A 16,042-nucleotide genomic window follows, 5' to 3' on the forward strand; every position below is an offset into this window, starting at 1 on the left:
GACACGATAAGGCGCCCGCAGGCGCCTTTCGATCAAATTTTACAGGCGCCGCTTTCGCAGCCATCGTCCTGAATAGACGGCGCCAGATCGTCCTGCGCATCCTCGGCACCGTCACGGGTGTTTTGGTAGTACAGGGTCTTCACGCCAAATTTGTACGCGGTCAGCAGATCTTTCAGCAGCTGTTTCATCGGCACTTTGCCATTGGCGAAACGGCCTGGATCGTAGTTGGTGTTCGATGAAATCGCCTGATCGATAAACTTCTGCATCACGCCAACCAGCTGCAGATAGCCGTCGTTCGATGGCATCTCCCACAGCAGTTCGTACTGATCTTTCAGACGCTCATACTCCGGTACCACCTGGCGCAGAATCCCGTCTTTCGACGCTTTGATACTGATGTGACCGCGCGGCGGCTCGATACCGTTGGTGGCGTTCGAAATCTGCGAAGAGGTCTCAGACGGCATCAGTGCAGACAGCGTGGAGTTGCGCAGGCCGTGGGTTTTAATCGACTCACGCAGCGCTTCCCAGTCAAGGTGCAGCGGCTCATTACATACGCTGTCGAGATCCTTTTTATAGGTATCGATCGGCAGAATGCCCTGCGAATAAGTGGTCTCTTTAAACCACGGGCAGGCACCTTGCTCTTTCGCCAGCTCGTTGGAGGCTTTCAGCAGCCAGTACTGAATGGCTTCAAAGGTTTTGTGCGTCAGGTTGTTGGCGCTGCCGTCGGAGTAGCGCACACCGTGTTTCGCCAGGTAATAGGCGTAGTTGATCACGCCAATACCCAGGGTACGACGGCCCATCGCACCGCGTTTTGCCGCCGGAATCGGGTAATCCTGGTAATCGAGCAGGGCATCCAGCGCGCGTACTGCCAGCGTCGCCAGCTCTTCCAAATCGTCCAGGCTTTCAATCGCACCGAGGTTAAAGGCGGACAGGGTGCACAGCGCAATCTCGCCGCTTTCGTCGTTGACGTCTTCCAGCGGTTTGGTCGGCAGCGCAATCTCCAGGCACAGGTTAGACTGACGCACTGGCGCAATGGCCGGATCGAACGGGCTGTGGGTGTTGCAGTGGTCAACGTTCTGCACGTAGATACGGCCGGTTGAGGCACGTTCCTGCATCATCAGCGAGAACAGATCGACGGCTTTCACGCGCTGCTTGCGGATGCTGTCGTCCTTCTCATATTTGGTATACAGACGCTCAAACTCATCCTGATCGGCGAAGAACGCGTCATACAGGCCTGGCACGTCGGACGGGCTGAACAGGGTGATGTCTTCGCCTTTCAGCAGGCGGGTGTACATCAGCTTGTTGATCTGCACGCCGTAATCCATATGACGCACGCGGTTGCCTTCAACACCGCGGTTGTTTTTCAACACCAGCAGGCTTTCCACTTCCAGATGCCACATCGGGTAGAACAGCGTTGCCGCACCGCCGCGCACGCCGCCCTGCGAGCAGGATTTTACCGCCGTCTGGAAGTGCTTATAGAACGGGATACAGCCGGTGTGGAACGCTTCACCGCCGCGGATCGGGCTGCCGAGCGCACGAATGCGACCCGCGTTGATGCCGATACCGGCACGCTGTGACACATATTTCACAATAGCGCTGGAGGTGGCGTTGATGGAATCCAGGCTGTCGCCGCACTCGATCAGTACGCAGGAGCTGAACTGACGGGTCGGAGTGCGCACGCCGGACATAATAGGCGTAGGCAGCGAAATCTTGAACGTGGAGATCGCATCGTAGAAACGCTTGATGTAATCCATACGCGTATCGCGCGGATAGCCGGAGAACAGGCAGGCGGCGACCAGAATATACAGGAACTGGGCGCTCTCGTAGATTTCACCGCTGACGCGGTTCTGCACCAGATATTTGCCTTCCAGCTGCTTCACCGCCGCGTAGGAGAAGTTCATGTCGCGCCAGTGGTCGATGAAGCCGTCCATCTGCTCAAACTCTTCGGTGCTGTAGTCTTCCAGCAGATGGCGATCGTATTTGCCCATCTCGACCATTTTCACTACCTGGTCGTACAGCTTCGGTGGCTCAAACTGGCCGTACGCTTTTTTACGCAGGTGGAAGATCGCCAGACGCGCGGCCAGGTACTGGTAATCAGGCGCGTCACGGGAGATCAAATCAGCAGCCGCTTTGATGATGGTCTCGTGAATGTCCGAGGTTTTGATGCCATCGTAAAACTGGATGTGCGAACGCAACTCAACCTGCGAGACGGAGACATTGTTCAGCCCTTCAGCTGCCCAGTCCAGCACCCGGTGAATCTTATCGAGGTCGATGCGCTCCTGGCGGCCATCGCGTTTCGTAACGAGCAGACTTTGGTTCATGTCGCGTGTTTACCTGTCCATGAAATACAAAATTATCCCCCGTCTATTCACAGGCGGCTCATTGTGAGTAAGCCTGTGGATAAACACTATATATAGGGGGTGCGGAAAGTTTGAACAACAATATGGTGAGTATTCTAGTCAGCAATCGGATCATCACAAGAGTTGATTTTCACAAAATTTTACGCCCTGGGGGGTGGGGAAAATCCTGGATCCCCACGCCACAAGGCCTGCACCTGGTGTCAACGGATAACAGGTTTTTTTTCAATTTTTGATCGAGCGCGTGTTTATTGCTCAACCGCTGCGATTCGGGAAATTTCCCAGGCGAAAAAAGCCCGCGCCGCTCCGTCAGCAGCGAACTTATCTGCGTTTGCTTATGAATTTTTTATGACCTTTTCACCTTACAAAAAGCGCATCGCAGCGTCTAAAAGGAAATTGATCTGGATAGGGCCAGCGCGTGATAAACCGGGGGCGGTCGGAAGTGAAAGGAGGACTGGCAGTTAGTAGGGCGTTATGCCGTTCAGTTAAGTAAATTGCCGGTCGTAGATTCCATAGCGGCGCGATTTCTCGCGTAATACATCGCGCCGCTACAACAGCGCTGCCCACGGGCGGGCAGGCGAAACAGGTCGTTTACGCCTGACGGTGGGTATGCACCATATAATTGACGTCCACCCCGCGGCCAAGGCGGAACTGATTGGTCAGCGGATTGTAGTGCAGGCCAGTCATATTGCGTTCACGCAGGGCGGTTTCGTCCACCCAGTTCAGCAGCTCGGCGGGACGAATAAACTTTTTCACGTCATGGGTACCGCGCGGCACCATGCGCAGCACGTATTCAGCACCAAACACCGCCAGCAGCCAGGCTTTAGGGTTACGGTTGATGGTGGAGAAAAACACCTCGCCGCCCGGTTTCACCAGCTGCGCGCAGGCCAGCACCACGGAACGCGGATCCGGCACGTGTTCCAGCATCTCCATACAGGTCACCACGTCGTACTGACCGGCATGGCTGGCCGCATGGGCTTCAACCGTCTGCTGCACGTAATTGACGCTCACGCCGCTCTCCAGCGCGTGCAGACGCGCGATCTCCAGCGGCTCGGCGCCCATATCCAGACCGGTGACCTCCGCCCCTTCGCGCGCCATGCTCTCGGCGAGAATGCCGCCGCCGCAACCGACATCCAGCACTTTCTTACCGAACAGCCCATGGCTGTGCTGGGCAATCCAGCCAAGCCGCAGGGGATTAATGCGGTGCAACGGCTTAAACTCACCCTCTAAATCCCACCAGCGTGATGCAACCGCCTCAAACTTAGCAATTTCGGCGTGGTCGACGTTCTGGCGGCTTTCCTGCGGTTGTTCATTCATTGAATCATGACTCCTGACAAAATATGCCACCAGTATAAACGTATAAACCCTGCGAGGCATCTCTCAGCGCAAAGGAAAAGCGCCACAAAACCCTGCTTTACGTTCACCGCACGCAAGCGATGTGATATACTTTCGCACCTTTAAAATCCGGGATTATGTAGAGGGATAGCGGCTCCATGAGCGACCTTGCGAGAGAAATTACACCGGTCAATATCGAAGAAGAGTTGAAAAACTCCTACCTCGATTACGCCATGTCGGTCATCGTTGGCCGAGCCTTACCCGATGTACGTGATGGCCTGAAGCCGGTGCATCGCCGTGTGCTTTTTGCCATGAGCGAACTGGGTAACGACTGGAACAAACCCTATAAAAAATCTGCCCGTGTGGTCGGTGACGTTATCGGTAAATATCACCCACACGGTGACTCCGCTGTGTACGAAAGTATCGTGCGCATGGCCCAGCCGTTCTCCCTGCGCTACATGCTGGTCGACGGTCAGGGTAACTTCGGTTCGGTCGACGGCGATTCCGCCGCAGCGATGCGTTATACCGAAGTGCGCATGGCGAAGATCTCCTCTGAACTGCTGGCTGACCTGGAAAAAGAGACGGTCGACTTTGTGCCGAACTATGACGGCACCGAGCAGATCCCAGAAGTCCTGCCGACCAAAATTCCTAACCTGCTGATCAACGGCTCCTCCGGTATTGCCGTCGGCATGGCGACCAACATTCCGCCTCACAACCTGACGGAAGTGATCAACGGCTGCCTGGCGTTTATCGAAGATGAAAACATCAGCGTCGAAGGGCTGATGGAGCACATTACCGGGCCGGATTTCCCGACCGCCGCCTTTATCAACGGTCGTCGTGGCATTGAAGAAGCCTACCGCACCGGGCGCGGTAAAATTTACATCCGCGCACGCGGCGAGATTGAAACCGACGCCAAAACCGGTCGTGAAACCATCATCGTCAATGAAATCCCGTATCAGGTGAACAAAGCGCGCCTGATCGAGAAAATTGCCGAGCTGGTGAAAGAGAAGCGCGTTGAGGGCATCAGCGGCCTGCGTGACGAATCTGACAAAGACGGCATGCGTATCGTCATTGAAGTGAAACGCGATGCGGTCGGCGAAGTGGTGCTCAACAACCTCTACTCGCTGACGCAGCTGCAGGTCTCTTTCGGCATCAACATGGTTGCCCTGCATCAGGGCCAGCCGAAGATCATGACGCTGAAGGAGATCATTGAAGCCTTCGTTCGCCACCGCCGTGAAGTGGTGACGCGTCGTACCATCTTCGAACTGCGTAAAGCGCGCGATCGTGCGCACATCCTTGAAGGTCTTGCGATTGCGCTGGCCAACATCGATCCGATTATCGAGCTGATTCGTCGTGCTCCGACGCCAGCCGAAGCGAAAAGCGGCCTGCTGGCGCAGTCGTGGGATCTCGGCAACGTCGCCGCCATGCTGGAACGTGCCGGTGACGACGCCGCGCGTCCGGAGTGGCTGGAAGCGGAGTTTGGTATTCGCGACGGTCGCTACTACCTGACCGAGCAGCAGGCACAGGCCATTCTTGATCTGCGTCTGCAGAAACTGACCGGCCTTGAGCATGAAAAACTGCTCGACGAGTACAAAGAGCTGCTGGACCAGATCGCCGAACTGATTCACATCCTGCAGAGCGCCGAGCGCCTGATGGAAGTGATCCGTGAAGAGCTGGTGGCGATGCGCGATCAGTTTGGCGATGCACGCCGTACGGAAATCACCGCTAACAGCGCTGACATCAACATCGAAGACCTGATCAACCAGGAAGATGTGGTGGTCACCCTGTCGCATCAGGGCTACGTCAAATACCAGCCGCTGTCAGACTATGAAGCCCAGCGTCGCGGCGGTAAGGGCAAATCGGCGGCGCGCATTAAAGAAGAAGACTTTATCGATCGTCTGCTGGTGGCCAACACCCACGACACCATTCTGTGCTTCTCCAGCCGTGGCCGCCTCTACTGGATGAAGGTCTATCAGCTGCCGGAAGCCAGCCGTGGCGCGCGCGGTCGTCCGATCGTCAACCTGCTGCCGCTGGAAGCCAACGAGCGTATCACCGCGATTCTGCCAGTGCGTGAATACACCGAAGGCTTCAACATCTTCATGGCGACCGCAGACGGTACCGTGAAGAAAACTGCGCTGCAGGAGTTCAGCCGTCCGCGCAGTGCCGGCATCATTGCCATCAACCTGCGTGAAGACGATGAGCTGATTGGCGTGGCGCTGACCAACGGTAACGACGAAGCGATGCTGTTCTCTGCCGCCGGTAAAGTGGTGCGCTTCGCGGAGAGCGCGGTGCGCGCCATGGGCCGTTCGGCTTCGGGCGTGCGCGGCATCAGGCTGGCCGAAGGCGACAAAGTGGTGTCGCTGATTGTGCCACGTGAAGAGGGCGCGATTCTCACCGTGACGCAGAACGGCTACGGCAAGCGTACTGCTAACAGCGAGTATCCGACCAAATCGCGCGCCACGCAGGGCGTAATCTCGATTAAAGTCACCGAGCGTAACGGGCCAGTGATTGGCGCGGTACAGGTGGTGGATAGCGATCAGATCATGATGATCACCGATGCCGGTACGCTGGTGCGTACCCGCGTGTCGGAAGTCAGCGTGGTGGGCCGTAATACGCAGGGCGTGATCCTGATTCGTACCGCGGAAGATGAAAACGTGGTCGGCCTGCAGCGCGTCGCTGAACCGGTGGAAGAGGAAGAACTCGACGCCATCGACGGCAGCGTGGCAGAAGGCGAAGACGATATCGCGCCGGAAGTCGACAGCGACGACGACGCACCGGAAACAGACGACGAAGAGTAACCGTTCATTGTCTATCACAAGCGGCAGGTCAGGGCAACCGACCTGCCGTTTTTTTTGTCTGACTTTCACTCCCAAAGTCGCGTGCCAACTGGCTTTTTCGCCCTGATAAAGCTAGTGTATGAGAACTTTTCAACGTCCCGATAACCCTTGCCGCCAGTGAGTCTCTTTTGAAATATCTCGTCTCCTTTCGCACCACGCTTCGCATCTCGCGCTACCTGTTTCGTGCGCTGGCACTGCTGCTCTGGTCGCTGGGTGCACTGTTGACCACTTTCTACATCATCAATGTGCTGCACGAGAAAGAGAACGCGGTGCGCCAGGAGTTTGCCACCAATTATGGTCAGGCCGAATGGTATGTGCGCCACTCCGCGGATGTGATGCGCGAGCTGAAGTACATCACTGAGAATCGCCTGAGCAGCAGCGTCAACGGGCTGGATATGCTCAACGGCATGCCGGGCGGCAAAAGCACGCTGCCGCAGTTTACGCCGCTGTTTACCGACGGTGACTGCACGTCAATGAGCAACACCTGGCGTAACTCGCTCGATTCACTGAGCTATTTCATTAACTACTGGAAAAGCAATTTTGCCTCAGCCTATGAACTCAATCGGGTGTTCTTTATTGGCGGCGAAAATCAGTGCCTGGCAGATTTTACCATCGGTAACAATAATCCGGTCGATCGCGAACGCAGCCTGAAGGCGCTGCGCGAAAACGTGCTGCACTACCGCAGCGGCAACGAGGAAGAGCGGCGTAATCCGATGTACTGGATTACCAATAGCAGCCAGCCAGGCATCGGCAACTTCTACATGGTGGTGCCGGTTTACGTCGCCAACAAACTGCAGGCGCTGCTCGGCGTGGAACAGAACATTCGCCTGGATGAATTTATTCAGCCCGGCGGGCTGCCGCTGGTGGCCACCATCACCGATGAAAACTATCGTCCGCTGATCAGCTCACGACGCGGCGGACCCGGTTATTCGCTGGACGATCTGCCGGATAACAGCACCTGGTTTGGTTATCTTGACGGCTATCGTCAGCTGGTGCTGAAAAAGCCGCTGCCGCCGTCCAGCCTCAATGTGGTGTGGTCGCTGTCGACCGATGTGCTGATGGATCAGCTCAAGCTGATGCTGATTAACGCGCTGCTGCTCAATATTCTCAGCGCGCTGATTCTGTTTACCCTGGCATGGGTGTTCGAACGCCGCATGTTCCTGCCGGCGGAAGACAACGCCCACCGGCTGGAGGAGCACGAGCAGTTCAACCGCAAGATTGTCGCGTCAGCGCCGGTCGGCATCTGTATTTTGCGTACCAGCGATGGCACCAACATCCTCAGTAATGAACTGGCGCATAACTATCTGACGCTGCTGACGCAGGAAGATCGCCTGCGGCTGAACGAAATCATCGGCGGCCAGCAGGTTAATTTTGTCGATATGCTGACCGGCAGTAACACTAACCTGCAAATCAGCTTTGTGCATTCGCGCTACCGCAACGAGAACGTGGCGATTTGCGTGCTGGTCGACGTCTCGGCGCGCGTGCGCATGGAGCAGTCGCTGCAGGAGATGGCGCACGCCGCTGAGCAGGCCAGCCAGTCCAAGTCGATGTTTCTTGCCACCGTCAGTCACGAACTGCGGACGCCGCTGTACGGCATTATCGGTAACCTCGATCTGCTGCAGACCAAATCGCTGCCGAAGGGCGTGGATTCGCTGGTCACGGCGATGAACAACTCATCCAGCCTGTTGCTGAAAATCATCAGCGATATTCTCGACTTCTCGAAGATCGAGTCCGAGCAGCTGAAGATTGAGCCGCGTCCCTTCTCGCCGCGTGAGGTGGTCAACCATATTGCCAGCAACTATCTGTCGCTGGTGGTGCGCAAGCGCCTGACGCTGTATGTGTTCATCGAGAACGATGTGCCGCTGGCGCTGGACGGCGATCCGCTGCGCCTGCAGCAGGTGATCTCCAACCTGCTGAACAACGCCATCAAGTTCACCCACACTGGCTGCATTATCCTGCACGCCTATGTCAAAGAGGGGTATCTGGCGTTTCGCGTGCGCGACACCGGCGTGGGAATCCCGGCAAAAGAGATCACGCGCCTGTTCGACCCGTTCTTCCAGGTCGGCTCCGGCGTGCAGCGTAATTTCCAGGGCACCGGGCTGGGACTGGCGATCTGTGAAAAGCTCATCAACATGATGGATGGTGACATCGAAGTCGATTCTGAACCGGGCATGGGCAGCCAGTTCGTGGTGCGTATTCCGATCTACGCCGGACAGCAACCCGCGCCGCCGCTGCTGGATGGTCTGCAGGAAAAAGCCATCTGGCTCGACCTGCGCAACGACTATCTGGCGGCCTTCCTGCTGCGTCTGCTCCAGCAGCAGGGCATCCAGGTTGCGCACTATCAGGGGCGGGCTGGGGCGGACGATGTGATGATCTGCGATCACCACGACGCGCCAGCGCAGACGGTACGTGCGCGCATCCGTATCTGTGGTGAACACATTGATATGCCGCAGGAAACGACGCCGGGACAGTGGGTGCACAGCAGCGCGACGCTGCACGATCTGCCGCTGCTGCTGGGCCGGATTTATCGCATTGCCATCGACAGCGAAACGGCGACCACGCTGGAACTGCCGGTGCCGCAGCAGGCCTCCAGCTATGAAGACATCATGGTGCTGATTGTCGATGACCATCCGATTAACCGGATGCTGCTGTCTGAACAGCTTGGCACGCTGGGCTATCAGACCAAAACGGCGCAGGACGGCGTGGATGCGCTCAACGTGCTCAGCCGCAACCATATCGATATCGTACTGAGCGATGTCAACATGCCAAACATGGACGGCTACCGGCTGACGCAGCGTCTGCGACAGTTGGGGCATGCTTTCCCGGTGATTGGAGTGACCGCTAACGCACTGGCGGAAGAGAAACAGCGCTGTATGGATGCCGGCATGGATAACTGCCTGTCAAAACCGGTGACGCTGGATGTGCTGAAAACCACGCTGGCGCTGTATGCCGAACGTGTTCGCAAAAGCCGGGAAGGATAAGCAGGGCAGAGGAGAGGCGGTGCCGAAGCACCGCCGCAGGGATTACTCTTTGTCGACCTGAGTGGCGCTGACGGAAGAGAGGTAGTTCAGCAGCGCGATATCGTTATCCACGCCCAGCTTCATCATTGCTGATTTCTTCTGGCTACTGATGGTTTTGATACTGCGGTTCAGCTTCTTGGCGATCTCGGTAACGAGGAAACCTTCAGCGAACAGACGCAGCACTTCGCTCTCTTTCGGAGACAGACGTTTGTCGCCGTAGCCGCCGGCGCTGATTTTCTCCAGCAGTTTGGCCACGCTTTCCGGCGTGTACTTTTTGCCTTTCTGCAGGGCTGCCAGCGCTTTTGGCAGGTCAGTTGGAGCACCCTGCTTCAGCACGATGCCTTCGATATCCAGATCCAGTACCGCGCTCAGGATCGCCGGGTTATTGTTCATGGTCAAAACAATAATGGAGAGATCCGGGTAGTGACGCTTGATGTACTTGATCAGCGTGATGCCGTCGCCGTATTTTTCGCCCGGCATCGACAGATCGGTAATCAGGACGTTGGCATCCAGTTTGGACAAGCTATTGATCAGTGCTGTTGAGTCTTCAAACTCACCTACCACATTCACCCATTCGATCTGTTCCAGAGATTTACGGATACCGAACAGAACGATTGGATGGTCATCGGCAATAATTACATTCAGGTTATTCATCTTATTGGTTACCTTGCTGCAGCAGTTGGTTGACGTACGCGTCAATTTCACTGGTGGTATTTTTAATGGTTAAATCGTCGCACAGTTTAATGTGCTGTTCTAACTCTTCACAAAGCTGTTTACCCGGCAGTAAATTGAGCATGGCAAACACGCCTTTCAGGCGATGCGCTGTCTGAGCAAGCGAGGGATAGTCCTTCTCCGCCGACTCAGTATACAGTCTCTTCACATCTGGCGGTACTGTCTCCGTAAACAGCTGGAAATAGCCGCCGCTCAGCAGCGGCGTGGCAGCCTCATCGTCGTCGCTCTCCTCTATCGAATCATGAGCCAGTTGCTTCTCAATCAGGGCCAGCAGCGCATCAAGCAGCGCATTGCTGAGATTGAAATTGACCCGGAATTGCTGGTCGTTGAGGGCGTGATGCCCCATTTCGTCGCCCGCCAGCAACAGCGCCCAGCCGTGCAGACGTGCCGGATCGTCCGTCACCAGCACATCATGCTCCTGCCCGGACAAGCGCTCATCCGAGGTCAGGCAGTTTGCCCCCCAGTTCTCGAGGTGGCGGCAGACAATTTTGTGTACGTCTTCGACCGCAATATCCACCAGCGCCGTCACGCCTTCCAGCAGTTTCTCTTCCTGCTCGCTCTGCTGCTCCAGCGCCAGCGGCAGCTGAATGTTGTAGCGCGTGCCGATATCCGGTTTGGCGATAATCTCCAGCTGGCCGCCCATCTGTTTGCACAGCTGCTTACACAGGAAAAACGCCATGCCGGACGCCTGACCGTAACGATCCTGCGTGGTTTCGCCGAGGTAAGGGAAATCGACGTTGGCCAGCTCGTCGCCGGTCAGACCTGAGCCGGTATCCACCAGCTGGAACAGCACGCTGTTGGCTTTGCTGTCGCTGGCTTTGATATCAAGGGAAATCTTGCCCCAATGCGTGGTGGTGAGCGCGTAGTGCATCAGCGTGGTCAGGACTTTACGCAGCGCGCGGCGATCGCCAAAGCGCATCTCGTCGTTGGCCAGCTGATTGTTGACCACCAGCGTCAGCCCTTTGCGGCGCAGCAGCGGCAGGCTCTCCAGCGCAATCTCATCCAGCAGGTCCTGCAGGTTAAACACGCCCGCATCCGGCGACCAGTCGTGGGCTTCCAGCCGGTTGAGCAGGACGATATCGTCCACCAGCCGCGCCAGACCCTGGCTCTCATCCAGCAGATCCAGCACGCTCTCGTCGTCATCGCGCTGGCTGAGCTGCACCAGCTGCGTCACCATGCTCTGCAGCGGACGATTAAGCGCATGGCCAAGATTCTGCATCAGCTGCTGGCGCATCTGGTGGTTGCGATCCAGCACCTGCTGCGCTTTTTGCAGCTTCTTATTCACCAGCAGCTCGCGATCCTGATCGCGCATCATAAACAGCTGGGTGTGCGGCGACAGCATGCTGCGCGCGTGGCGAATCTCATACACTTCGTTATTGATGGTAGCCTGCAGCACGCCCTGATGCTGATCGGACATATTGATGATCTTCTGCAGATTGAGATGCGGCAGCAGATGCTCAGCGATTTTGTTGCTCAGCAGGGTGCGATTGGTACCAAAGTCATACACCAGCAGCCCGACCGGCAGGCTGGCGACGATCTCCTCATTCAGCATACGCAGCGAATCAAGCTCAGCGCTCTGGTTCTCATTCGGTCGCAGTGACTGCTGGCGCAGCAGCGTAATGCCGGCGATAGACAGCAGGAACAGTACCAGGTTGATCAGCAGCGGCCACATCAGGTTATGCAGGGTATCCATCGCCAGGCTGGCGAGCGGCACCCGGTATACCAGCTGGAGCGAGGTGCTGGGCAGCGTGGCGGCAATCTCCAGGTTCGGGTTAACCAGCGTCACCGTGGTGCTTTCGCTGCTGGCGTCATCGCTGGTGGCGCTGCCGGGCTGGCTGGCATCCTGACGCAGCTGGAAGTTCTCCAGCGGCATACTGCGTGGAATCAAATCGTTAACCGGCAGATCGAACGCCACCACCGTAGCTAAATGACCTGGCTGGTTAAACGTGGTGCGCAGCGTGAAGTAGTGATCGTTCTGCCAGGCAAAGTGGCGCAGCGGCGAGAAGCTTTCGCGTTCGTCGAGCGCATTGGCCTGCTGCAGCATTTCGGCACGGCGGCTGTCCACCAGCGTATTGATCGCGCTCTCTTTATAGCGCGTCGCCATATCCTTGAGCGGCAGGGTCGAGATCATGATCAGGCTGTTGTCCTGACCATTGAGGAAGTACATCGACCACGCCGGATTTTCAGCGCCCCACAGCGTATCGAGATAATTGGACATGCGCAGCGTCATATCCAGCGTGCTGCTGTCGTGCGAGCCGAAAATCAGCGCTTCGGTCTTGCGGCGGGTTTTCTCCAGATAGTAAACATCCGGGCGCAGGCGCGTCTCCTGCAGGCTACTGTTCGGCGTAGAACCCGCGGCGCTGGTGGCGAGATTTTCATAGATTTGCCAGGTGGCAAAGCGGTAAGCATCAATGCGTTTTTGCATCGCGCGCGCCAGGTCAGTCATGGCGTAGCGCTTTTCCATGATCCACGCATTCACACTGTTGTGCACCATGGCGCCGAGCGCGAGAAACAGCACCAGGTTAAACACCACGAAAAAGCGCGTTACGTTGCCGGAGGTCAGCGGAAATTTATAAGGCAGCATAGGTGTCTCAGGATCCTGCAATTAACGCGCGACCAGCCGGGCGCTGGCGGCAACCGCCAGCAGCAGCAGGGCGATAAGTAAAAACGCGCCGCTCAGGCTGAGCCACTGGGAAATAAAGCCGATTAAAGCCGGGCCTGAAAGAATACCCGCATAGCCGAGCGTTGTCATGGCGGAAATCGCCAGATTGGCCGGCATATCCTGTTGATTACCGGCGGCATTAAACAGCATCGGCACGGTATTGGCCAGGCCAAAGCCCACCAGCAAAAAGGCCAGCAGCGCCGCCTGCGGCCACGGCAGCAGCACCGCCAGCGTCATGCCGGCTGCCGCCGCCAGCGCACCGGTCAGCATCACCGGATAGCGGCCAAAGCGCTGAATCACTTTATCGCCCGTCAGACGACCTATGGTCATGGCGATGGAGAAGATGGCGTAACCCAGGCCAGCGTGCGCCACGCTCATGCCCGGACTTTGCAGCAGCAGCAGGGCGCTCCAGTCGAGTACCGCGCCTTCCGCAAGGAACAGAATAAAGCACAGGCAACCGAGGAAGGCGACCCAGCCGCGCGGGATCACCAGCCAGGGTTGATCGGGCTGATGCAGGCGCTCTGTCATCAGCGTCGGCAGGCTGCACAGCAACAGCAGCACCATCAGCAGCATGATAACGCCGACTGCCTGCAGCGGTGTCAGACCCGCACCAAGTAACAGGCTGACCGCGCCGGCGCCGAGAATACCGCCAAGGCTGAAGAAACCGTGGAAACCGGACATCATCGGCTTCGCCGCCGCTTTCTCAACCTCAACCGCCTGCACATTCATGGCCACATCCAGCATGCCGAGCCCGGCACCGAACACCATCAGCGTAGCGGCCATCAGCCACATCACATCCAGCGTCGCCAGCAGCGGCAGTACTGCCAGCACCACCAGCGTGGAGCACAGCATAACGCGGCGGCAGCCAAAGCGTGCCACCAGCGCACCGGTCACCGGCATTGCCGCCAGTGAACCAATGCCAAGACACAGCAGCAGGCCGCCCAGCGACGCGCCCGTCAGCTGGAGACGCTGGCTGGCAAACGGCACCAGCGGTGCCCAGGCAGACATGCTTAAACCGGCGATGAGAAAAACGAGGCGTGTTCCCAGATTGACACGCTGATGCAATTTGTTGGGCTGTGCGGCGTCCAGTGCTGTCATAAAGGTGTCGTTGTCATAAGTCGTTCGAGCGACGAAGTTTAGCATTAAAGCTGGCGCGGCACCGCTCAATGAAGGTGAAGAGCGGGGCAAAAATGGTCGCCAGAAAACAGCATATTACCGATCTTTTGCCAGGCGCTGCGCTTTTCCAGACATTTCCTGGACTCCATAAGCTCTCTGGCTCTTAGTAAACCGACAGATTCTGTGAAAATTTGGCTTAAGTTGGGGTGAGAATCGATTGCTGCGGCAGCGCTAACTGACTGAATAGTGGTAAAGAATATTCCGCCAGCGGTTGGGCAAACGCATCGGCTATATTCCCATTCAACTTTATTACGCCCGGAAATTAACATTGCGCAATCATGACTAAGTAATGAACAAAAAGTGCGAAAACGAACAAATAATGGCGTCCTGAGTGGCGGTTAATTTAACCTCAGCAAACAGGTTTACATAAAATTACACAGCGGAAGAAAAATGGCAGGCAAAAAAATGCCGGACAATCATGTCCGGCGGGAATTAGGGTAAATCTCTCATTCGGGGTGAATGAAGGTAATAATGAAATAAATGATGATAGCGGGAATAATTGTATGCGCTGAGTGGCGTTAAGTTTTATCATTCAGTGCGGCAGCTTATCTTGGCTTATCTCTATGTATTTAAATGAATAAAATTCGGTTTATCAATTAGTGCGATATTTTTTGCCGATGTGTGCTGATTATTAGTTCCGCGAAATTTACATTTAGAAATAACTATTTAATACAATGAAACACTTTCGGAAATTTAGTATCATTTTCGTGATAGATTATTGCTCTCCATAAAATAACAATGGCTTGCCGGCTGAATTTTTAAGCATTCAGTTAGCAGTGGCACATATAAAAGGCACATTACAGAGGGTAATAAAATGAAACGTCGCGTTCTCTCCCTGATGATTCCTGCATTGCTGGTGGCAGGCTCAGCAAGCGCAGCTGAAATTTATAACAAAGATGGCAACAAATTAGACCTCTACGGCAAAGTAGACGGCCTGCACTATTTCTCGGACAACGATGGCCAGGACGGTGACCAGTCTTACCTGCGTTTTGGTTTTAAAGGTGAAACTCAGGTGACCGACCAACTGACCGGCTACGGTCAGTGGGAGTACCAGGCTGCGCTGAACACCGCAGAATCGCAGGGCACCGCTAACAGCTACACCCGTGTCGGCTTCGCCGGTCTGAAATTCGGTGATGCGGGCTCGTTCGACTACGGCCGTAACTACGGCGTACTGTATGACATCGGCGCCTGGACTGATGTGCTGCCGGAGTTTGGTGGTGACACCTACGGCGCGGACAACTTCATGTTCCAGCGCAGCAACGGCCTGGCGACTTACCGCAACAGCAACTTCTTCGGCCTGGTGGATGGCTGGAACTTTGCCGTGCAGTATCAGGGCAAAAACGACAACCCAACCGAATCCTCTTCCGGTCGTGATGTCCTGGGTGAGAACGGCGACGGCTGGGGTCTGAGCACCACCTATGATCTGGGCTCCGGCTTCGGTCTGGGTGCGGCGATGTTCCAGTCTGACCGTACCAACAATCAGAACGGCAACGCGCCAGGCATTCTTGGTCGCGGTGATAAAGCCGAAGCCTACACCGGCGGTCTGAAATATGACGCTAACAACGTGTATCTGGCGGCGATGTACACCCGTTCTTACAACGCAACCCGCTTCGGCGCGGTGGATTCCGCTGCGTACGGCTATGCCAACAAAGCGGACAACTGGGAACTGGTGGCACAGTATCAGTTTGACTTCGGTCTGCGTCCGTCGCTGGCCTTCGTCTCCTCACGCGGCAGCGATATCGAAGGTTACGGCAGCCAGAACCTGAAAAAATATGTCGACGTGGGTGCGACCTATTACTTCAACAAAAACATGTCGACCTATGTTGATTACCAGATCAACCTGCTGGACGACAACAACTTCACCGATGCGGCCGGTATCAACACCGACGACATCGTTGCGCTGGGCCTGGTTTACCAGTTCTAAGC

At 56.2% G+C, this 16,042-nt stretch carries 8 protein-coding genes; 3 read left to right on the plus strand and 5 right to left on the minus strand.

Annotated elements, in window-relative coordinates:
* Positions 1 to 32 precede the first annotated feature (32 nt).
* Together nrdA and ubiG are read right to left on the minus strand one after the other, a co-directional pair.
* On the minus strand, positions 33 to 2,318 hold the full coding sequence (nrdA, locus tag C1N60_RS06955) for a class 1a ribonucleoside-diphosphate reductase subunit alpha (RefSeq protein WP_021509231.1): 2,286 nt from the start codon (positions 2,316 to 2,318) through the stop codon (positions 33 to 35).
* A gap of 627 nt (positions 2,319 to 2,945) precedes the next feature.
* Positions 2,946 to 3,671: a bifunctional 2-polyprenyl-6-hydroxyphenol methylase/3-demethylubiquinol 3-O-methyltransferase UbiG gene (gene ubiG / locus C1N60_RS06960; protein WP_021509232.1), complete on the minus strand. Its 726-nt coding sequence runs from the start codon at positions 3,669 to 3,671 to the stop codon at positions 2,946 to 2,948.
* Positions 3,672 to 3,847: 176 nt separating this feature from the next.
* On the opposite strand from ubiG, the gene gyrA reads away from it, so the two are divergent.
* Complete coding sequence (gene gyrA / locus C1N60_RS06965) at positions 3,848 to 6,487, plus strand: DNA topoisomerase (ATP-hydrolyzing) subunit A (RefSeq protein ID WP_394521573.1); 2,640 nt, start codon at positions 3,848 to 3,850, stop codon at positions 6,485 to 6,487.
* Between the two features lie 167 nt (positions 6,488 to 6,654).
* Positions 6,655 to 9,507: a two-component system sensor histidine kinase RcsC gene (rcsC, locus tag C1N60_RS06970; RefSeq protein WP_021509234.1), complete on the plus strand. Its 2,853-nt coding sequence runs from the start codon at positions 6,655 to 6,657 to the stop codon at positions 9,505 to 9,507.
* A 42-nt stretch (positions 9,508 to 9,549) separates the two neighbouring features.
* On the opposite strand, the gene rcsB is transcribed toward rcsC, so the two are convergent.
* Genes rcsB through C1N60_RS06985 form a run of 3 tightly spaced genes read right to left on the minus strand, consistent with a single transcriptional unit; the run spans position 9,550 to position 14,038 of the window.
* Positions 9,550 to 10,200 carry a response regulator transcription factor RcsB gene (gene rcsB / locus C1N60_RS06975; RefSeq protein ID WP_013509853.1) on the minus strand — a complete coding sequence of 217 codons (651 nt, stop codon included), beginning with the start codon at positions 10,198 to 10,200 and terminating at the stop codon, positions 9,550 to 9,552.
* A 1-nt stretch (position 10,201) separates the two neighbouring features.
* Complete coding sequence (gene rcsD, locus C1N60_RS06980; protein WP_394521741.1) at positions 10,202 to 12,859, minus strand: phosphotransferase RcsD; 2,658 nt, start codon at positions 12,857 to 12,859, stop codon at positions 10,202 to 10,204.
* A gap of 24 nt (positions 12,860 to 12,883) precedes the next feature.
* Positions 12,884 to 14,038: an MFS transporter gene (locus C1N60_RS06985; RefSeq protein WP_058775802.1), complete on the minus strand. Its 1,155-nt coding sequence runs from the start codon at positions 14,036 to 14,038 to the stop codon at positions 12,884 to 12,886.
* Between the two features lie 892 nt (positions 14,039 to 14,930).
* On the opposite strand from C1N60_RS06985, the gene ompC reads away from it, so the two are divergent.
* Complete coding sequence (gene ompC, locus C1N60_RS06990; RefSeq protein WP_031280043.1) at positions 14,931 to 16,040, plus strand: porin OmpC; 1,110 nt, start codon at positions 14,931 to 14,933, stop codon at positions 16,038 to 16,040.
* Positions 16,041 to 16,042: the final 2 nt, after the last annotated feature.

Source organism: Pantoea sp. SGAir0184 (assembly GCF_043544755.1).

Bases quoted from the DNA above. Each gene is read 5' to 3' on its own strand.
- ubiG (WP_021509232.1), bottom strand. From the start codon at position 3,671: ATGAATGAACAACCGCAGGAAAGCCGCCAGAACGTCGACCACGCCGAA.
- ompC (WP_031280043.1), top strand. From the start codon at position 14,931: ATGAAACGTCGCGTTCTCTCCCTGATGATTCCTGCATTGCTGGTGGCA.
- rcsB (WP_013509853.1), bottom strand. From the start codon at position 10,200: ATGAATAACCTGAATGTAATTATTGCCGATGACCATCCAATCGTTCTG.
- nrdA (WP_021509231.1), bottom strand. From the start codon at position 2,318: ATGAACCAAAGTCTGCTCGTTACGAAACGCGATGGCCGCCAGGAGCGC.
- gyrA (WP_394521573.1), top strand. From the start codon at position 3,848: ATGAGCGACCTTGCGAGAGAAATTACACCGGTCAATATCGAAGAAGAG.
- C1N60_RS06985 (WP_058775802.1), bottom strand. From the start codon at position 14,038: ATGACAGCACTGGACGCCGCACAGCCCAACAAATTGCATCAGCGTGTC.